Source organism: Microbacterium sp. UCD-TDU, assembly GCF_000340625.1.
Classification (GTDB): Bacteria; Actinomycetota; Actinomycetes; order Actinomycetales; family Microbacteriaceae; genus Microbacterium; species Microbacterium maritypicum.
Map to the genome: position 1 here is coordinate 51,953 of NZ_KB454448.1, position 18,468 is coordinate 70,420.

17 protein-coding genes are annotated in these 18,468 nt (G+C 69.0%); 12 read left to right on the forward strand and 5 right to left on the reverse strand.

The genetic code is table 11. The annotated features are described in order from the left end of the window. Positions 1-68 precede the first annotated feature (68 nt). The 4 genes from D514_RS35640 to D514_RS35655 all read right to left on the reverse strand — a co-directional run bounded on the left by D514_RS35640 (position 69) and on the right by D514_RS35655 (position 2,338). On the reverse strand, positions 69-404 hold the full coding sequence (locus D514_RS35640) for a hypothetical protein (RefSeq protein ID WP_017831186.1): 336 nt from the start codon (positions 402-404) through the stop codon (positions 69-71). A gap of 60 nt (positions 405-464) precedes the next feature. Continuing rightward, on the reverse strand, positions 465-770 hold the full coding sequence (locus D514_RS35645) for a protealysin inhibitor emfourin (protein WP_017831187.1): 306 nt from the start codon (positions 768-770) through the stop codon (positions 465-467). Next, positions 745-1,815: a M4 family metallopeptidase gene (locus D514_RS35650; protein ID WP_031206362.1), complete on the reverse strand. Its 1,071-nt coding sequence runs from the start codon at positions 1,813-1,815 to the stop codon at positions 745-747. The genes D514_RS35645 and D514_RS35650 overlap by 26 nt, the downstream gene beginning before the upstream one ends. Before the next feature lie 79 nt (positions 1,816-1,894). Continuing rightward, positions 1,895-2,338 carry a hypothetical protein gene (locus D514_RS35655; protein WP_017831189.1) on the reverse strand — a complete coding sequence of 148 codons (444 nt, stop codon included), beginning with the start codon at positions 2,336-2,338 and terminating at the stop codon, positions 1,895-1,897. 165 nt (positions 2,339-2,503) lie between these two features. Here D514_RS35655 and D514_RS35660 point away from each other — a divergent pair, with 165 nt between their 5' ends. The 7 genes from D514_RS35660 to D514_RS35690 all read left to right on the forward strand — a co-directional run bounded on the left by D514_RS35660 (position 2,504) and on the right by D514_RS35690 (position 10,542). Then, positions 2,504-3,817, forward strand: coding sequence for a sugar ABC transporter substrate-binding protein (locus D514_RS35660; protein WP_017831190.1), 1,314 nt, complete (start codon positions 2,504-2,506; stop codon positions 3,815-3,817). A 5-nt stretch (positions 3,818-3,822) separates the two neighbouring features. Continuing rightward, positions 3,823-4,785: a carbohydrate ABC transporter permease gene (locus tag D514_RS35665; protein ID WP_017831191.1), complete on the forward strand. Its 963-nt coding sequence runs from the start codon at positions 3,823-3,825 to the stop codon at positions 4,783-4,785. Then, on the forward strand, positions 4,782-5,726 hold the full coding sequence (locus tag D514_RS35670; protein ID WP_017831192.1) for a carbohydrate ABC transporter permease: 945 nt from the start codon (positions 4,782-4,784) through the stop codon (positions 5,724-5,726). The genes D514_RS35665 and D514_RS35670 overlap by 4 nt, the downstream gene beginning before the upstream one ends. Continuing rightward, a complete protein-coding gene (locus tag D514_RS35675; RefSeq protein ID WP_144053090.1) occupies positions 5,723-7,360 on the forward strand; it encodes an amylo-alpha-1,6-glucosidase in 1,638 nt (545 codons plus the stop codon). Before D514_RS35670 ends, D514_RS35675 begins: the two co-directional genes overlap by 4 nt. A 79-nt stretch (positions 7,361-7,439) precedes the next feature. Then, a complete protein-coding gene (locus D514_RS35680; protein WP_017831194.1) occupies positions 7,440-8,753 on the forward strand; it encodes an ABC transporter substrate-binding protein in 1,314 nt (437 codons plus the stop codon). 2 nt (positions 8,754-8,755) lie between these two features. Further along, positions 8,756-9,649, forward strand: coding sequence for a carbohydrate ABC transporter permease (locus D514_RS35685; RefSeq protein ID WP_017831195.1), 894 nt, complete (start codon positions 8,756-8,758; stop codon positions 9,647-9,649). Next, entirely contained in the window at positions 9,646-10,542 is an 897-nt protein-coding gene (locus D514_RS35690) for a carbohydrate ABC transporter permease (protein WP_017831196.1), read from the forward strand. The genes D514_RS35685 and D514_RS35690 overlap by 4 nt, the downstream gene beginning before the upstream one ends. 17 nt (positions 10,543-10,559) lie before the next feature. Here D514_RS35690 and D514_RS35695 read toward each other — a convergent pair whose 3' ends face one another. Then, positions 10,560-11,216 carry a GntR family transcriptional regulator gene (locus D514_RS35695; protein WP_017831197.1) on the reverse strand — a complete coding sequence of 219 codons (657 nt, stop codon included), beginning with the start codon at positions 11,214-11,216 and terminating at the stop codon, positions 10,560-10,562. A 149-nt stretch (positions 11,217-11,365) separates the two neighbouring features. Here D514_RS35695 and D514_RS35700 point away from each other — a divergent pair, with 149 nt between their 5' ends. Genes D514_RS35700 through D514_RS35720 form a run of 5 tightly spaced genes read left to right on the forward strand, consistent with a single transcriptional unit; the run spans position 11,366 to position 18,429 of the window. Beyond that, positions 11,366-13,480, forward strand: a complete 2,115-nt coding sequence (locus D514_RS35700) for a beta-galactosidase (RefSeq protein ID WP_017831198.1) — start codon at positions 11,366-11,368, stop codon at positions 13,478-13,480. Continuing rightward, on the forward strand, positions 13,477-14,865 hold the full coding sequence (gene gcvPA / locus D514_RS35705; protein ID WP_017831199.1) for an aminomethyl-transferring glycine dehydrogenase subunit GcvPA: 1,389 nt from the start codon (positions 13,477-13,479) through the stop codon (positions 14,863-14,865). The genes D514_RS35700 and gcvPA overlap by 4 nt, the downstream gene beginning before the upstream one ends. Beyond that, complete coding sequence (gene gcvPB / locus D514_RS35710) at positions 14,862-16,445, forward strand: aminomethyl-transferring glycine dehydrogenase subunit GcvPB (RefSeq protein ID WP_017831200.1); 1,584 nt, start codon at positions 14,862-14,864, stop codon at positions 16,443-16,445. The genes gcvPA and gcvPB overlap by 4 nt, the downstream gene beginning before the upstream one ends. Then, the gene (locus D514_RS35715; RefSeq protein ID WP_017831201.1) at positions 16,442-17,629 is read left to right on the forward strand and encodes an ATP-NAD kinase family protein; all 1,188 of its coding nucleotides are present in this window, start codon (positions 16,442-16,444) and stop codon (positions 17,627-17,629) included. The genes gcvPB and D514_RS35715 overlap by 4 nt, the downstream gene beginning before the upstream one ends. A gap of 41 nt (positions 17,630-17,670) precedes the next feature. After that, a complete protein-coding gene (locus tag D514_RS35720) occupies positions 17,671-18,429 on the forward strand; it encodes an SDR family NAD(P)-dependent oxidoreductase (RefSeq protein WP_017831202.1) in 759 nt (252 codons plus the stop codon). The last annotated feature ends 39 nt before the right edge of the window (positions 18,430-18,468 follow it).

The window sequence follows — 18,468 nt, forward strand, 5'->3', positions numbered from 1 at the left end:
CCCGCGTCGCGGCGAAGAGGCCGGATTCACACAGGATTGATCGGATGCGGCCCGCGCGGGTGACGACGTCAGACCGTGGCCGCGCGGCGGAAGGTGAAGTATCCCGAGACGGCCCCGTGATTCACCACGCCCGTTCCGGTGCTCATCACCCGATCGGATGTGGTCGCGCCCGAGTCGACGAAGGCGTATCCGGTGTGCTCGAGTCGCCAGCCGACGCGCTCGACCTCGCCGAGGAAGTAGCCGACGCTCTCGTTCTGGAGGCACTCGTTCGCCGCCGAACCCCACGATGACGGGGCTCCGGTGAGACGGCTGACCTCGACGTGCAGGTGCAGCAGGGGGTCGCCGCGGGTGTGTGCCTCGCGTGCCGCGCCGAGCAGTCGTTCGGCTTCGTCTGTCGTCAGCATGATCCCCCTTCGATGCGCCGTCGGTCGACGGCTCATCTGCGAGCGTACGTCGGTGGGGCCTCAGACGGAGGCCGCACGCACGGCTTCGACGAGCGCGCGCCAGGGGCCGTCGAGCGCCGAGTCGGGCAGCTCCCGTTCGCGGCGCTCCGACGGTGTGCGCGCCCGGATGCTCCACACGAACCGGTCGGCGCCGGATCCGGCGTCCGTCTCCTGGTCCCACGGGCAGCGGTCGATCAGGTCGATCCAGTGCACCGCATCGTCGGGCGCGGCCTCCACCCGCCATTGCCGGCGGATGCCGGCGATGCCGCCGGTGCGCACCACCGCGATCGCGACCTGCGCGTCAGTCGGTGGAGGGGACTCGCTCATCTCCATAGACTCCCACGGTCGTCCACGCGCGTCGAGCCGCTGCGGCTGTCGCGGCATCGACGGCTGTGGCCGCGGCGACGGTGGCATCGGCGAACTGCGTGAAGGTCGCGGTGCTCGACAGGCCACCCGTGAGCGCGCGATACCAGACGGTGCCCGCGCGCTCCCACGCCTTGCCACCGAGGTCGATCGCGAAGAGGGCGAACGCGCGGTTGGGGATGCCGGAGTTGATGTGCACTCCGCCGTTGTCTTCCGTGGTGCGCACGAAGCCGCTCATGTGGTCGGGCTGCGGGTCTTTGCCGAGCTCGTCGTCGTCGTAGGCGGTGCCCGGCGCGATCATCGAACGCAGAGCCGCGCCCTCGACGGCGTCGGTGAAGATCTCGGCCCCGATCAGCCACGAGGCCTGGTCGGCCGTCTGGCCGAGGGCGTACTGCTCGGTCAGGGCGCCGAACACATCGGCGATCGACTCGTTCAGTGCGCCGGGCTGGCCCTGATACTCGAGGTTCGCGGTGTGCTGCACGACGCCGTGCGCGAGTTCGTGTCCGATGACGGTGAGCGAGCCGGTGAAGTGCTGGAACACCTCGCCGTCGCCGTCGCCGAACACCATGCGCTCGCCGTCCCAGAACGCGTTGTCGTAGTCGACGCCGTAGTGCACGGTCGCATCGAGCGGCGCCCCGGCGTCATCGAGCGAGTTGCGATCGAAAGCGGCCAGGAGCATCTCGAACGTGGCGCCGAGTCCGTCGAAGGCCTCGTTGACCGCGGGGTCTTCGACGGGGCCGTCGTCTTCGCCGCGCACGATCGCGCCCGGCAGCTGCTGTGTGTTGCCCGCATCGCTGATCGTGCGGTTCGGGGCCTCGGACAGCTGCGCCACGAGGTCGCCGTTCTCGTCGATCGAGAGGTCGATGCGCGCGCGGAACGGCGGGCGGCCGGCCGTGAGCGTCTGCCGTGCGGCGGCGGCGGCCTTCGGGAAGCGGCCCGACTCGGCCAGGCGCGCGAGCAGATAGGAGGGGACCACTCCGTGATGTTGTGCGGATGCTGTGCTGCTCATGCTGCGACCATACGCCGGGGGGCCGACGTTCGAGCGGTCTCGCCCGCGTTCCGGGGAACTTCTCCGGTCGACGCCCTGGTCAGTCGCGCTCGATGCTCAGAACGGTCGTGCGCAGTCCGTCGGACTCGTACTGCACGGGCATGCCCGGGTGGTCGATCGAGAACCAGAAGATGCCGTCGTCAGTGTCGTACCGGCGGCAGGTGAGCGCGCCGAGCGGTGTCGACAGGCTCACGGTCGACACGCTCGTGGTGCCGGCGTCGAAGGCGGCATGGCCCTGCAGCTCGGCCCAGGTCACCCGGTTCGAGACGACGGCCTTGGGGTCCTCCGCGGCCCAGCGGTCGAGGGTCGCCCCCTCGTCATCGGTGTCGTGGAAGCGGTTGACGTGCTCGGCCATCGGGCCGTCGGGGCCTTCCAGCAGAAGCCGGATCACGGTGCCTGTTCCGGTGGCGTCGCGGATCTCGGCGGCGGTGAACGGCGTCGGCAGGAGTCCGGGGCCGAGCAGGTGTGGATCGGAATCGGTCATGCAGACAGTCTGCGCCCTCGTCGCTCGCGCACGTCACGGGATGGTCTCGATGGGGCGATCCGGGAGCGGCGATCCTTGACAGGATTGCGTTCTGTATACAGAATACCAGTACGCCCGAAGGGGTGATCCCGACCTAGATCTTCCAATGATGAAAGAGGTAGCGAGATGGCACGTGCGAACGTGACGCGGTATCTGGCGCTGGGTGCCGCCGGCGCTCTGGCACTCGGACTCGCCGCGTGCAGCGGTGGGGGCGGAGGAGGCGGAGGGGGTGTCGACGCCGACGGCAAGGCCACGGTCGTCTGGTCCACCTGGGGCACGGCCGACGAGCTCACCCGCTACGAGGAGTTCAACAAGGACTTCATGAAGCGCCACCCCGACATCACTGTCAAGCTGCAGCCCGTCGCCGACTACGGCGACTACCACTCCAAGCTGCTCGCGCAGCTCACCAGCAACACCGCGCCCGACGTGTTCTACGTCGGTGACGACAAGATCGGTCAGTTCGTCGACTCGAAGCGTCTGATGCCGCTCAGCGAGCTGATGGACTCGAAGGACAGCAAGACCAAGAAGGATGACTTCTTCCCGGGTCTCTTCGGCGCCGCCGAGAACGACGGAGAGGTCTACGCTGCGCCGAACGACTCCAACCCCGACGTGTTCTGGTACGACAAGCAGGCGCTGGCGACCGCCGGGATCACCGAGGACCCCGCGACCCTGGCCGAGAACGGCGAGTGGACCACCGACAAGTTCCTGGAGATGAACAAGAAGCTCCACGACGCGGGTCTCACCGGCACCATGTACTGGAACTACTGGGCGACGCACTGGAGCTGGCTCTCGTCGCAGGGCCTCGATGCTCCCTATGACGATTCCGGAGCCTTCGTCGCGAACAAAAATGCCGCCACCGTCGAGTCGGTGCAGCAGCTCGGCGACCTGTTCGAGGACGGCACCTTCGTCGTCGCCGACACGCTCCCTGACGGCGCCGGCGCCGACAGCGTGTTCGTCACGCACAAGGCCGGCTTCTTCGTGCAGGGCCGCTACACGATCGGCACGGTCGATGCGACGGGCGAGCAGGACAGCTACGACATCGTGCAGTGGCCGACTCCCGACGGCGAAGCCGCTCCCACGGGCGTGGCGACCAGCTTCCTCGCGATCAACGGCAAGACCAAGGTGAAGGACGCGGCCTTCACGTTCTGGACCGAGTTCCTCTCCGCCGAGGGGCAGACCTTCCGTCTGCAGGGCGGCGGCAACGCGGTCCCCTCGATCAAGGGCGCCGACGAGGTCGTGCTCGAGGGCGACTATCCCGCACACGCCCAGACCTTCCTCGACATGCGCGACATCGGTTTCGAGGACTACCCCGCCGAGGCACGCGTGCCCGGCCTGCCGACCGCCATCGCCGATGAGTTCCTGAAGCTCTACCAGGGCAAGGCCGACGCACAGGAGACGCTCGACACCATCGCCGACCTGGTCAAGGAACGGTCGGAGTAGAACGAGTGAGCACTCTCACCGAGAACGGGCGGATGCCGCAGGTCACCCCTGCGGCATCCGCCCCGCCCCTGCGCAAGGAGGCGCTCTGGCGTCGCCGCGACCGCCTGTGGGGCTACGTCTTCGTCGGCCCTCAGATGATCGGCATGGGGCTGTTCGTCGTGCTGCCGTTCGCCGCCAGCCTGGTGCTCGCGTTCGCGGACTGGGACGGTCTGACCGACCTCACCTGGGTGGGTTTCGCCAACTTCGCCGATCAGCTGACCGACCCGCTCCTCGGTCGCGCGATCCTCAACACGCTCATCATCGCGATCGTCACGGTGCCGATCGGCCTCGGACTCTCGGTGATCGTCGCCGTCGCGCTCGAGAAGCTCAAGACGCGCACGCTCTACCTGATCCTGTTCTTCGCCCCGGTCGTGACCTCCACGGTCGCGGTGGCGATGATCTGGCAGCAGATGTTCCGCTCCGACGGGCTGCTGTCCACGACGATCTCGAAGGTCTTCGGGGTCACCCCGCCCGATTGGCTGCAGGACCCGAAGCTCGCCCTCCTCGCCGTCTGCATCGTCACCATCTGGTCGTCGATGGGCCTCAACGTCGTGATCTTCCTCGCCGGGCTGCAGAACATCTCCCCCTCGGTGATCGAGGCCGCCCGCATCGACGGCGCAGGGCCCTGGAGGCTGTTCACGAGCATCCGCCTGCCGCTGCTCTCCCCGATCGTGTTCTTCTCGTCGGTGGTCGCCTTCATCTCCTCCCTCCAGACGTTCGACACGGTCTACGTGCTGGTGCAGGACGCCGGCCCCGACAACGCGACCCGCACGATCGTCTATCACATCTTCGATCTGGGCTTCGGGCGCTTCGAGTTCGGTCCGTCGAGTGCCGCGAGCATCATCCTGCTGCTGCTGACGCTCGTCATCACCGCGGTGCAGTTCGGCGCGCAGAAGAAGTTCGTCCACTACGAGGATGACCCCGCATGAGCATTCAGACTCCTCCGCTGACCGGCCCCGCTCCGGCGACCGACTCCACCATCGCCATCACCGCGCCCGGATACCGCTCGCGCGGGCGGGGAGGCCCCTCCGTCGATCGCGCGCGCCGCCGGTTCGGGTCGACCCTGCTGCACGTGGTGCTCGTGGTGGCCGGGATCGGCATGGTGTTCCCCTTCGTCTGGATGCTGCTGACCTCGTTCAAGACCCTGCCGCAGCTGCTGAAGAACCCGCTGCAGTTCCTCCCTGATCCCTGGACCTTCGAGAACTACACCCAGGCCTGGAACGCGGTCCCGTTCGGTCAGGCGTATCTGAACAGCGCGTACATCGCGATCCTCGTGGTGGTCGGCACGCTGCTCACGGCGTCGATGGCGGGATATGCCTTCGCGCGGATCCGGTTCCGTGGCAGCAAGGTGCTCTTCATCGTCTTCCTCGCGACGCAGATGATCCCGAAGCAGGTGACGCTGATCCCGTTCTACCTGCTGATGTCGAACCTCGGCTGGGTCGACTCGCACCTCGCGCTGATCGTGCCAGGCATCATGGCGAACCCCTTCGCGGTGTTCCTGATGCGGCAGTTCGTGCTCGCCCTGCCGCGGGAACTGGAAGAGGCGGCCATCGTCGACGGCGCCGGCCGCTGGCGCATCTTCTGGAGCGTCGTGCTCCCGAACCTCAAGCCCGGTCTCGCGGCACTCAGCATCATCGTCGCACTCGACGTCTGGAACGCCTTCCTGTTCCCGCTCGTGCTGCTGAACTCGCCCGACCTGTTCACGGTGCCGCTCCTCCTGAACGCCTTCGAGGGCCAGCAGGGATCCATCAACTACGGACTCGTGATGGCGGCTTCCGCGATCGCGACCGTGCCGATGCTGATCGTGTTCGTGATCGGCCAGCGCAAGATCCTCAACAGCATGGCCGCGTCGGGACTGGGAGGGCGATGATGACGGATGCCGCCGCGCTCGCCGGACGCCGCCTCGACCTGGTGTCCGCGCCCTTCACGCTCCCGCGCTCGCGCGTATTGGTGTTCCGCGCCGACGACGGCGAGGGCGTGCGCGTGCACACCTCGGAGTACGAGCGGCGGCTGTCGGAGAGCCGGGTGCTGGATGCGCTGACCGTGATCGGCGCCGGGGGCGAGGTGCTTCCGGTGACCGACGTGCATCCTGCGCGAGTGACGTTCGGTGCTGCTACCGCGACGCTGACCTTCGCCGATCCGTCGACGTTGAGCCTCGGGGGAGAGCCGGGGGCTCGGGTGCGGCTGCGGCGTCCGGACGGTCATGTCGAGGAGCATCTGCTCGGCGGCGGCATCCGGCTGCGCGTCGCCGCGGATCGTGCCGTCGCGGTGGAGAGCGGAGACCACGCCGCAGCGCTCGCCGCGACCGAGGCGATCTGGGCCGACTGGTTCGCGAAGTGCCCGAGCGTGCGCGACGATCTGCAGGAGATGACGGCGCTGTGCTGGTGGGTGCTCGGTGCGAACATCGTCGAGCTGCCGTCGCTGGGCGATGCCAGGGCGATCGTGCCGTCGAAGATCGGCTACGTCGGTCTCTGGCAGTGGGATGCGTACTTCATCGCCGTCGGCCTGCGGCACGGCGACCCCGAACTCGCTCGTGAGCAGCTCGATATCGCCTTCCGGTTCCCGCAGCCGGACGGGCAGCTACCCGATGTCGTGCACGAGCTCGGGGTGCTGGCGACCAGCGACGACCTTCCCGAGAGCGACCGCGCGAACCTGCGTCGTGCCGGATCGCAGATCGCCGATCCGAGTGCGCCCGTGCCCCTGACCAAGCCGCCGCTCGCCGCGTGGGCGCTGCGCAAGGTGCTCGAGGTCGAGGATGCTCCCGACTATGCGCGTACGCAGCTGGCCCGCATCGTGCGCTCGCAGGACTGGTGGTTCGCCAGGAGCGACCTCGACCACGACGGGATGCCCGAGTACGGGCACCCGTACTCCTCCGGGCTCGACGACAGCCCGATCTTCGACGGTCCCCTGCCGACCGCGGCTCCCGACCTCGGCGCCTACCTCGTGCAGCAGGATCGGGAGCTCGCCGCTCTGCTGCAGAAGTACGAGCCGGATGCCGACGTGGAGCGGTTTCGTGCGCGGGCCGAGACCACGCAGGAGCTGCTGCTGCGCATGTGGGATCCCGAGCGGAGCCGGTTCCTCGCCTTCGGTGGCGGAGAGCCGCAGCTCAGCGACACCGTCGTCGGGTTGATGCCGCTGCTCACGGGCGCGCTGCCGGCTCCGATCGCCGCGGCGCTGCGCCAGGCCGTCGACGACCCGGAGCGCTTCGCCCTGCCCTGGGGGCTGCCGACAGTTGCGGCCTCCGATCCCGACTTCTCGGAGGAGCGCATGTGGCGGGGCCCGATCTGGGTCAATACGAGCATGCTCGTCGCCGAAGGGCTCGAGGCCTCCGGCTACCCCGAGCGTGCGCGGGAGCTGCGTGAGCAGACCGTGGCCCTGGTGATCCACGGCGGGGGCCCGCACGAGTACTTCAATCCGCAGACGGGCCAGAAGGCCCGCACCGCCACCACGGCCTTCGGCTGGTCGGCCGCGCTGTTCGTCGACCTCGCGGTGCAGCTCAGCTGACGCCGCGTCGCGGAACACTGCGGGGCTCTGCGCCCTCCTGTTGTATTCAATATTCATTTCACGGACGAAGGAGTCAGTCATGAAGAAGAAGCTCACCGGAATCGCCGCACTCGTGGCAGTGGGAGTCGGCCTCACCGGATGTGCGGCCGGAGGAGTGTCCGGCGGCGGATCCGCGGTCGCGCTCGACCCCGACGCGACGCTCGACGGCGAGATCACGGTCTGGTCCTGGGACGTCGGCGCCGTCGCGCTCGAGCGTCTGGCCGCCGACTTCGAGAAGACTCACGACGGCACGACCGTGAAGGTGGTCGACGTGGGCTACGACAACGCCTACGACAAGATGTCGGTCGGCTTCCAGGCGGGCACCGGGCTGCCCGACGTCGTCACGATCGAGACCGATGCGGCCCCCGGCTACATCACGCAGTTCCCGAAGGGCATGCTCGATCTGAACCCGATCCTGGGCGACGACGAAGCCGACTTCGACCCGTTCAAGTGGTCGGCGGGATCGGATGCCGAGGGCTCGTTGCGCATCGCCCCGTGGGACTCCGGCACCGTCGCGCTGTACTACCGCACCGACATCGTCGAGCAGGCGGGCGTCGACATCGAGGCCGCGGAGACCTGGGACGATCTGATCGCGGCGGGCAAGGTCATCAAGGAGAAGACCGGACACACGCTGCTGTCCACCGACCTCTCCGCCGGTGGCGGCTTCCAGATGCTGCTGCAGCAGCTCGGGCAGGGGCTGTTCAACGAGGCGGGAGAGATCACGCTCGACTCGCCGGAAGCCGTGCGTGTGCTCACCATGCTGCAGGAGATGAACGAGGCCGGTCTCATCAAGAACGTCACCGGATGGGACGGGCGGGTCACCTCCGCGAAGGACGGCGACTCCGCCGTGACCGCAGACGCGGTCTGGTGGATCGGCACGCTCCAGGGCGATGCCCCCGAGCTGAGCGGCAAGTACGCCGTGCTCCCGCTGCCGGTGTTCGACGAGGGCGGCGCCCGCACGTCGAACAACGGCGGATCCGGCCTCGCGGTGCCTGCGCAGGCGAAGAACCCGCAGCTGGCCGCGGCGTTCGTCGACTTCGTGCTCGCGGATGCCGACAACCAGGTGTCGATGATGACGAACGAGGGGCTCTTCCCGTCGTACCTGCCCGCGCTGGAGTCGGACTACTTCTCGAAGCCGGTCGAGTACTTCGGCGGTCAGCCGGTCTACGAGACCTTCGCAGAGCTGACGGCCCAGATCCCGCCGATCGTCTACACCTCGGACAGTGCGGAGGCCTCGGACATCGTCGCCAACGCCGTCGCCGCCGCCGTGCTGAACGGTGCCGACCCCGCCACCGTGCTCGCCGACGCGGCCGCGCAGCTCGCCACCTCCACCGGTCGAGAGGTCGCGGAGTAACCATGACCTCTCGGACCTCGCCCGGGTCCGGCCGCCGACGGCTGGACCCGGGCAGGGCCGGACGCTGGTTCGTGCTGCCGGCTGCCGCCCTGCTCCTGTTCTTCTTCGCCTATCCGCTGGGCGCCTCGCTCTGGCAGAGCCTGTTCCGCACCGAGGGCGGCGTGACGAGCTTCGTCGGACTCGGCCAGTACGAGCGGCTGTTCTCCGACCCGCTGATCGCGAAGAGCCTGCTCAACGCCGGACTGATCCTCATCGTCCAGGTGCCGCTGATGATGGCGCTCGCCGTGGGTCTCGCCTACCTGCTCAACCAGTCGTGGCTGCGCTGGCGATCGGGATTCCGCCTTCTCACGTTCCTCCCGGCGGTGACCACTCTCGTCGCGTACGCGGTGGTGTTCCGGGTGCTGCTCGCCACCGACGGCGGCGCCGTGAACCAGATGCTGGGCGTGCTCGGCGTCGCCCCGATCGACTGGCTGAACAACGAGTGGTGGGCACGGGTCTCCGTGATCGCGGCGGTGACCTGGCGGTGGACCGGCTACAACATGGTCATCATCCTCGCCGGCCTGCAGTCGATCCCCCCGGAGCTCTACGAGGCGGCCAAGGTCGACGGCGCCGGACGCTGGCAGACGTTCTGGAGCGTCGTGCTGCCGCAGCTGCGACCGGTGCTGATCTTCACGGGGATCACCTCGACGATCGGCGCACTGCAGCTGTTCGATGAGAACTTCATCCTCACCGGCGGCGGCCCCAACGACGCCACGCTCACCCCGGTGCTCTACCTGTACAAGGTCGGGTTCCGACAGTTCGACTTCGGCTATGCATCGGCCATCGCCTGGATGCTGGTGCTGATCACCGCGATCATCGCCGTCGTGCAGTTCCGGGTCATGAGGGAGAAGCCATGACAGATCTCGCCACCCGCACCCTGGTCACGTCCGGCCGCGACACCCGCAGCCTCGGCGCGGGGGAGCGCGGCGCCCGTTCGCGCATGCTGCGGCTGCCGCTCTACCTGCTGCTGATCGTCGCCTCGGTGGTGTCGATCATCCCGTTCCTGTGGATGGTCATCGCCTCCACCCATCCGAGTTCCGAGCTGTTCGGCACGCCGCTCCCGGTGCTCCCCGGTGACGCGCTGTGGGAGAACCTCGCCCGCCTGGAGGAGAGCATCGGCTTCAGTCGCGTGATGCTCAACAGCCTCCTGATCGCGGTGATCTACACGGTCTTCAGCTCGATCGTCAGCATCATGTGCGGCTATGGGCTCGCCACCTATCGATTCCGTGGCCGCGGCGTGCTGCTCGCTCTCGTGCTCGTGACGATGATGATCCCGATGCAGGTGCTGCTGGTGCCGCTGTTCCAGATCATGGCCGGCATGGGGTGGATCGACACCTATCAGGCCGTGATCCTGCCGTTCCTGGCGAACGCCTTCGGGATCTTCCTGATGCGCCAGGGGTTCCTCGACTTCCCGCCGAGCCTGATCGAGGCGGCCAGGATCGACGGCGCGAGCGAGCTGCGCACGTTCTATCGGATCGTGCTTCCGGTCGCGAAGCCGCAGATCGCGGCGCTCGTGATCTACACGTTCATCAGCCAGTGGAACGCGTTCATCTGGCCGCTGCTCATGCTCAACACCGAGGCGAACTACACGGTTCCGGTCGCGCTGAACACGATGATCGGAATGAGCCGCGTCGACTACTCGGGCCTGATGCTGGGATCGCTGCTGGCCACCCTGCCCCTGCTCCTGCTGTTCCTGATCTTCCAGAAGCAGTTCGTCGCAGGTCTCCTCGGCGGCGCGGTGAAGGGGTGAGGGGATACGGGGGCGGTCTACGCCGTGAAGTACGAGCTCGTGGCGTTGTCGAGGATGCGCTGCATGCCGTGCATCCAGTTGAGCTTGAGCGCCTCGACGGCGCCCGGGATGTCGCCGTCGGCGAGGTGGCGGGCGATCTCGACGTGCTCGGCGGCGACGCGTTCGACCTTGACGTCTTCGGGCACGAGCAGCGACTCGTAGCGGTGGAACGAGCTGCGCACGTTGTCGATCACGGCCAGGAGCCGGGCGTTCGGGCAGGCCGACAGCATCACGCTGTGCCACTCGTCGTCCTTGCTGATGACGAGCTGATGCTCCACGAGCTCATCGGCGAAGGCGTCGGCCATCTCCTTGAGCCGTCCGCCGATGCGACGCAGCTCGTCGGGCGGGCTGAGCTCGATCGCGAGGCTCTCGAGCGCCGCCAGGACGGGGGCCAGATCGCGGAACTCGGAGGCGCTGAGCGGCACGAACCGGAAGCCCTTGCCGTTCTCGCTCTCGATCTGCCCCTCCGACTCGAGGGCGATGAGCGCCTCACGCAGGGGCGTGCGGCTCACGCCGAGTTCGGTGGCGAGCTGGACCTCGTTGATGCCCTCGCCGGGCTGCACGAGTCCGGCGCGCATGCGGTTCAGCAGCTCCTGCCGAACCTGCGAGCGCAGGTTCTTGCGTTCGATCGCCATGCGTCCCCTCTTCTGCCGCCTGCCCGTCAGCCTATGGGTTGACGGGCTTAGGACGACGTCCTAGTGTGTTGTATACAGAATACAGCTGATCCGGGATTCGCACCAGTGCACCGCCGGATCGGCCGGTGACGACTCAGAGAGGAGACTTCGTGCCCGCACCCGATGGCGACCAGCCCACCCGACGCGTCCGCCTCGATGCCCTCGCCTACGGTGGCGACTACAACCCCGACCAGTGGTCGGAAGAGACCTGGCACGAAGACATCCGTCTGATGCGCGAAGCCGGCGTGAACATGGTGAGCCTGCCGATCTTCAGCTGGCCCCAGCTGGAACCGGAGCCCGGCGTCTACGACTGGGCGTGGCTCGACCGCATCATCGACCTGCTCTGGGAGGCGGGCATCGCGATCGACCTCGCCACAGCCACCGCGACCCCGCCGTCGTGGCTGCTGCGCGCTCATCCCGAGATGGCGCCGTGGGATGCCGACGGTCACCGCCTGGAGTTCGGATCCCGTCAGACCTACTGCCCGTCGTCGCCGATCTGGCGGGAGAACGTCGCGCGGATGACCCGGGCGATGGCAGAACGGTACGGAGAGCATCCCGGTCTCGCCATGTGGCACATCTCCAACGAGTACGGCGATCACACCTCGCGCTGCTGGTGCCCCGAGTCGGCACGGCACTTCCGTCGCTGGCTGCAGGACCGCTACGGCGACCTCGACGGACTGAACGAGGCGTGGGGCGTGAACGTGTGGGGTCAGCGCTACACGTCGTGGGAGCACATCGAGACGCCGAAGAAGGCGCCGGGGCCGGTCAACCCCACCAAGCTGCTCGACTTCGAGCGCTTCTCGTCCGACGCCCTGCTGGAGCTCTTCCAGGTCGAGATCGACGTGCTGCGCGAGGTCACACCTGACATAGCGGTGACCACGAACTTCATGAGCATGTTCCGCGACCTGGACTACTGGGACTTCGCCGCTGTCGAAGACGTCGTGACCGATGACGCCTACCCCGAGCCCGCCGACCCGACCTCGCATGTCGGCGCGGCCCTCAACTACGGCCTCATGCGTTCGCTCAAGGGCGGGCAGCCGTGGTTGCTGCTGGAATCCTCGGCCAGTGCGACCAGCTGGCGCGACGTGAACGTGCCCAAGGCGCCGGGCAAGATCCGCATCGAGAGCCTGCAGGCGGTCGCGCACGGCTCTGACGCCGTGATGTTCTTCCAGTGGCGTCAGGCCAAGTACGGCCAGGAGAAGTTCCACTCCTCGATGCTCGGTCATCGCGGAGAGCGCTCGCGCAGCTTCCGGGAGACCAAGGCGCTGGGCAACGAGCTGAAGAAGCTCGAACCCGTGCGCGGCACCCGGGTGCGCTCGCGCGTGGCGCTGGTGGTGGACTGGGACTCGTGGTGGGGCACCAGCGCCGTCGAGTCGCTGCCCTCGCAGCGTCTGCAGTGGGCGCAGCAGGCCCGAGCCTGGCACCGGGCGCTGTACACGCTCGGCCAGCCGGTGGACGCCGTCAGAGCGACCGGTCCCTTCGACGCGTACGACGTGGTCGTGGTGCCGAACCTCTACATCGTGGAGCAGCCGCAGGCCGATGCGCTGCGGGCCTTCGTCGAGCGCGGAGGGCACCTCGTGGTCGGACCGTTCTCCGGTGTGGTCGACGCCACCGAGAAGGTGCACGACGGCGGAGCGCCGGGACCGCTGCGCGACCTGCTGGGCATCGAGGTCGACGAGCAGTGGCCGATCGCCGACGGTCTGACCGAGAGCATCGACTACGCGGGCGACACCCTGACCGTGCCGTCGTGGAGCGAGTGGCTCGAGGCCGACGACGACGTGGAGGTGCGCGGCACCTATGCGAGCGGCGAGCTCGACGGCCTGCCCGCGGTGACCCGTCGCACGGCGGGGGCGGGCTCGGCCTGGTACGTCAGCGCGATGTTCGACTCTGAGGGCCTGCTCCCGGTCTTCCATGATGTGCTGCGCACTGCCGGCGTTCCCGCCCGCGCGCACACCGACGTCGAGGTCGAGGTCGTCACGCGCGCCGACGCCACCACCGACTACACCTTCTATCTGAACCACGGGCGCTCCCCTGTCGCGTTCGAGATCCCGACCCCGGGTGTCGACCTGCTCACCGGCATCCGGCACGCGGACCGGCTCGAGCTCGACCGCTACGGAGTCGCCGTCCTCGCCGCGCCCCGCGCCGCATCCATCCCCTTCGCCACCCCGATCGTGTCTTCGCGTGACACGTCCCTGAGCAACAACGATGAGAAGGAGGACGCATGACCGCCCCGTTCGTGCATCCGTACATCCCCAACACCGCCCCGGAGTCTCGAGCGGCGATGCTCGCAGCCGTCGGTGCCGCGTCGGTCGACGAGTTCTACGCCGACATCCCGGCATCGCTGCGGCTGAGCCGTCCGCTCGACCTTCCGGCCCCGTTCGTGGCCGAGCAGGACCTCGCCCGCCACGTGCAGGGGCTGCTCGCCAAGAACCGTTCGACCGCGGAGCGGCTGAGCTTCCTCGGCGCGGGCACCTACAACCACTATGTGCCGGCGGTCGTCGACGAGGTCATCGGGCGCAGCGAGTTCCTGACCGCCTACGCCGGTGAGCCCTATGAGGACCACGGCCGGTTCCAGGCGCTGTTCCAGTACCAGTCGCTGATGGCCGAGCTGCTCGAGATGGACGTCGTGAACGTGCCGACCTACGACGGCTACCAGGCCACGGCGACGGGCCTGACGATGTCGGGGCGCCTCACCGGCCGCGGCCGGGTGCTGGTCGTCAGCGACGTGCTCCCCGCGAAGCTCGCGAAGGTGCACGACTACGTGCGCGCGCACCTCACGCTCGATCACGTGTCGACCGTCGGCGGCACGGCCGACGTGGCCGCCGTCCGTGCGGCACTGGGCGATGACGTGGCCGCGGTCTGGGTCGAGACGCCCAGCGCCACGGGAGCGGTCGAGGCCGCGCTGTCGGAGATCGCGGAGGCCGCGCACGCGGCGGGCGCCGTGGTCGTCGTCGGCACCGACCCGATCGGCTACGGGGTGCTCACCCCTCCCACGGTGGCCGGAGCCGACATCGTCACCGGTGACATCCAGTCCCTCGGCCTGCACCAGTGGTTCGGCGGCGCCCACGGCGGCTTCATCGCCGTGCACGACGACCCGACCTTCGTGATGGAGATGCCGTCGCGGCTGTTCGGGCTCGCCACCACCGATGTGCCCGGCGAGTACGGCTTCGGCGACGTGGCCTACGACCGCACCTCGTTCGCCCATCGCGAGGACGGGAAGGAGTGGGTCGGCACGGCCGCAGCCCTCTGGGGCATCGCCGCCGGGGTCTACCTCGCGCTCATGGGGCCCACCGGCATGGCCGAGCTCGGCGAGGTGCTCCTCGCCCGCACCCGGTACGCGCAGCAGGCGCTCGCCGCGGTGCCCGGTGTCGCGCTCGACGACGATGCCGTTCATCTGCGGGAGTTCACGGTGACCTTCGCCGACGTCACGGCGGAGGCGGTCGTCACCGCGCTGCGCACCAAGGGCATCGAACCCGGAGTGGTCGTGGACGAGCACCGCCTGCTCGTCTGCGTCACCGAACTCACCTCCCAGGCCGACATCGACACTCTGGCGGGCGCACTCGCCGAGGTCACGGCCTCCGATCTCTTCGCGAAGGAGCAGAACCGATGAGCCTCCCCGTCGCCCCGAAGCCGGCGCTGCGCCGCTTCCAGCAGGCTCGCTGGGACGAGCCGATCATCTTCGAGCTGACCACGCCCGGCGAGCGCGGCGTGCTGGTCTCGCAGGTCGAGCCCGGCGTGCGCGAGGCGGTGGGCGACGTGGTCGCCGCGCTCCCCGCCTCCCTGCGCCGTGCGTCGAAGCCGAAGCTGCCCGAGATGGGGCAGATGCGCGTGCTCAAGCACTATCTGCGTCTGTCGCAGGAGAACCTCGGCGCCGACTTCAACGTCGACATCGGGCAGGGCACCTGCACCATGAAGTACGCGCCGAAGATCAACGACCAGCTCGCGAACACCCCGCAGCTCACCGCGATGCACCCGCACCAGGACCCGGCCGACGCACAGGGTGTGCTCGAGATCGTCTGGCAGCTGGAGCGGATGCTCGCCGAGATCTCCGGCATGGACGAGGTCTCGCTGCACACGCAGGGCGGATCGGCCGCGATCTGGGCGAACATCGCCATGATCCGCGCCTTCCACGAGGCCAACGGCGAGGGTGAGCAGCGCCGCGAGGTCATCACCACGATCTTCAGCCACCCCTCGAACGCGGCCGCCGCGAAGGCCGCGGGCTACGAGGTCATCACCGTGTATCCCGACGCCGAGGGCTACCCCTCGCTCGACGCGCTGAAGGCGGCACTGTCGCCCCGTACCGCGGCGATCATGGTCACCAACCCCGAGGACACCGGCATCTACAACCCGGCGATCCGGGAGTGGGTGGATGCCGCGCACGCGGTGGGGGCCCTCGCCTCGTACGACCAGGCCAACGCGAACGGCATCCTCGGGGTCACGCGCGCCCGCGACGCCGGCTTCGACGTGTGCCACTTCAACCTGCACAAGACCTTCGGCACCCCGCACGGCAGCGGCGGACCCGGATCGGGTGCGAACGCCGTGAGTGCGGCGCTGGCGCCCTTCCTGCCGGGGCCGCGGGTGGTGCGTGACGATGACGGGACCTTCGCCGTCGCCGAGGGCGGCGAGCTCTCGATCGGTGCGGTCGGGCCGTTCTTCGGCGTCATCCCCGCCCTCGTGAAGGCCTACTCGTGGATCATGGCGCTCGGAGCCGAGGGGCTGCTGGCCGCCGCCGAGACCGCCGTGCTGAACAACAACTACCTGATGGCTCGCGTTCTCGGGATTCCCGGAGCGTCGGCCCCGTACGCCACCGGCCGCCGTCGCATCGAGCAGGTGCGCTATTCGTGGGAGGAGCTGTACCAGGAGACCGGCATCTCGTCCGAGGAGATCGGCGTGCGCATGACCGACTTCGGCATGCACTACTGGACCAGCCACCACCCCTACGTGGTGCCGCAGCCCTTCACGCTCGAACCGACCGAGTCGTACTCGATGGCCGAGCTCGACGAGTACGCGGCCACCCTGGCCGAAGTGGCGCGAGAGGCGCGGGAGACCCCCGAGGTGGTGCGCACCGCCCCGCACAATCAGACCGTGCACCACACGCACCACGACGATCTGGACGACCCCGACCGGTGGGCGATCACGTGGCGCGCGTACCAGCGGAAGTACTTCCCCGCGGAGTCTGTCGCGTCGTGATCGGCCTCGTCGTCAACCCTGTCGCCGGAGTCGGCGGGCCTGCGGGCCTCGCCGGCTCCGACGGCGCGGACGTGCAGCGCCTCGCCCTCGCGCGCGGCGCCCGTTCGCGCGTCCAGGAGCGGGCGGTCCTCGCCCTGACGACGCTCGCCGAACGGCATCCCGGGCTCGTGGTGGCGACCGCCGCAGGAGCCATGGGCGCCGACGCCGTGCGCGCGGCCGGTCTGGTTCCACGTGTCGTGGCTCCCGCGCTCGGTGTCGAGCGGAGCGAGACGGAGGCGGGGGACACCTCGCGTGCGGTGGCGGCGCTCGCCGCGGACGGCGTCGACCTGATCCTCGTGGTCGGCGGTGACGGGACACTGCGGGATGCGGTCGCGGGGCTCGACGTGGCCGAGAACCCGTCGGGAGCCGGAACGGATGTCGGGAGACACGCCGATACGCGGATGCCCGCCGTGCTCGGGGTGCCGGCCGGCGTGAAGATGTACTCGCCCGTGTTCGCGGTCAGCCCGCGGGCGGCGGGGGCGATCGCCGCGGACTGGATCGACCTGGGAGGGCTTCCCACCGACGAGCGCGAGGTACTCGACATCGACGAGGCCGCGATGCGGCGCGCCCGCGTCGACCCCACGCTCTACGGCATGCTGCGGGTGCCGTACCGGAGCGGCCGCACCCAGGCGCGTAAGGCGCCGACACCCGTGACCGAGGCGGCGGCGGTCGAGGCGGCGGCCCGCGGCGCCGTGGCCCGCATGCTCCCGGGCATCCGCTATCTGCTCGGTCCCGGCGGCACGACCGCCGAGATCGCCCGGCAGCTGGGAGTTGAGGGATCCCCGCTCGGAGTGGATGTCGTGCTCGACGGCACGGTCGTCGTCTGCGGCGCGAGCGAGCAGGAACTCCTCGCCGCGATCGACCAGGGCCCCGCTCAGGCCGTGGTCACCGTGATCGGCGGCCAGGGATTCCTGCTCGGGCGCGGCAACCAGCAGCTCTCGGCTGCCGTCCTGCGTGCTCTCGGCGACGACCCGCTCCTCGTCGTCGCCCCCGAGCAGAAGCTCATCGACCTGCACGGCCGCCCGCTCCTCGTCGACACCGGCGACCCGGAACTGGATGCGAGACTCGCCGGACACGTGCGTATCGTCACCGGCGCGGGTACCAGCAGCCTGTACGCCGTGAGCGCCCCCGAACTGACCCCCTGACTGCGTCTGACATCTTCTGAACGAACCCGAAAGGACACCCCATGCGTCTCGAGAACAAGAAGGCCATCGTCACCGGCGGTGCCGGCGGCATCGGTCGTGCCACCTCGCTCGCGCTCGCCGCCGAGGGCGCGGCCGTCGCCGTCGTCGATCTGAACGCGGAGGCGGCCGAAGCCGTCGCGGAGGAGATCCGTGCCGCGGGCGGCACCGCCATCGCGATCGCGGCCGACGTGGCGAGCGAGCCCGACATCGAACGGGTCATCGCCACTTCTCTCCAGGAGCTCGGCGGAGTGAACGTCGTCTTCAACAACGCGGGGATCATCCGTCGCACGACCGCGGTCGAGACGACCGTCGAGGAGTGGGATCGCGTGTTCGGCGTGAACGTGCGCTCGATCTTCCTGATGTGCAAGCACGTCGTGCCGATCATGGAGGCGGCGGGCGGAGGCTCGATCATCAACACCGGATCGGGCTGGGGCCTCAAGGGCGGCGGCCAGGCCCTCTCGTACTGTGCCTCGAAGGGGGCGGTCGTGAACATGACGCGTGCGCTCGCGATCGACCACGGCCCTGCCGGCATCCGGGTGAACTCGGTCAACCCCGGCGACGTGAACACCGGGATGCTGCGCGACGAGGCGCGTCAGCTCGCGCAGGACACCGACGCCTTCCTCGCCGAAGCCGCCGACCGTCCGCTGCGTCGCATGGGCGAGCCGAGCGAGGTCGCGCAGGCCGTGGTCTGGCTCGCGAGCGACGACTCCTCGTACGTCACGGGGTCGGCGCTGGTCGTGGACGGCGGCGGGATCGCGTAGCTGCGGCGCGCCCGCGCACTCCGTCGAGTGCGCGGGCTC

Bases quoted from the DNA above. Each gene is read 5' to 3' on its own strand.
- D514_RS35655 (WP_017831189.1), bottom strand. From the start codon at position 2,338: ATGACCGATTCCGATCCACACCTGCTCGGCCCCGGACTCCTGCCGACG.
- D514_RS35720 (WP_017831202.1), top strand. From the start codon at position 17,671: ATGCGTCTCGAGAACAAGAAGGCCATCGTCACCGGCGGTGCCGGCGGC.
- D514_RS35650 (WP_031206362.1), bottom strand. From the start codon at position 1,815: ATGAGCAGCACAGCATCCGCACAACATCACGGAGTGGTCCCCTCCTAT.
- D514_RS35645 (WP_017831187.1), bottom strand. From the start codon at position 770: ATGAGCGAGTCCCCTCCACCGACTGACGCGCAGGTCGCGATCGCGGTG.
- D514_RS35640 (WP_017831186.1), bottom strand. From the start codon at position 404: ATGCTGACGACAGACGAAGCCGAACGACTGCTCGGCGCGGCACGCGAG.
- D514_RS35680 (WP_017831194.1), top strand. From the start codon at position 7,440: ATGAAGAAGAAGCTCACCGGAATCGCCGCACTCGTGGCAGTGGGAGTC.
- D514_RS35685 (WP_017831195.1), top strand. From the start codon at position 8,756: ATGACCTCTCGGACCTCGCCCGGGTCCGGCCGCCGACGGCTGGACCCG.
- D514_RS35675 (WP_144053090.1), top strand. From the start codon at position 5,723: ATGATGACGGATGCCGCCGCGCTCGCCGGACGCCGCCTCGACCTGGTG.
- gcvPB (WP_017831200.1), top strand. From the start codon at position 14,862: ATGAGCCTCCCCGTCGCCCCGAAGCCGGCGCTGCGCCGCTTCCAGCAG.
- D514_RS35660 (WP_017831190.1), top strand. From the start codon at position 2,504: ATGGCACGTGCGAACGTGACGCGGTATCTGGCGCTGGGTGCCGCCGGC.
- D514_RS35690 (WP_017831196.1), top strand. From the start codon at position 9,646: ATGACAGATCTCGCCACCCGCACCCTGGTCACGTCCGGCCGCGACACC.
- gcvPA (WP_017831199.1), top strand. From the start codon at position 13,477: ATGACCGCCCCGTTCGTGCATCCGTACATCCCCAACACCGCCCCGGAG.
- D514_RS35670 (WP_017831192.1), top strand. From the start codon at position 4,782: ATGAGCATTCAGACTCCTCCGCTGACCGGCCCCGCTCCGGCGACCGAC.
- D514_RS35695 (WP_017831197.1), bottom strand. From the start codon at position 11,216: ATGGCGATCGAACGCAAGAACCTGCGCTCGCAGGTTCGGCAGGAGCTG.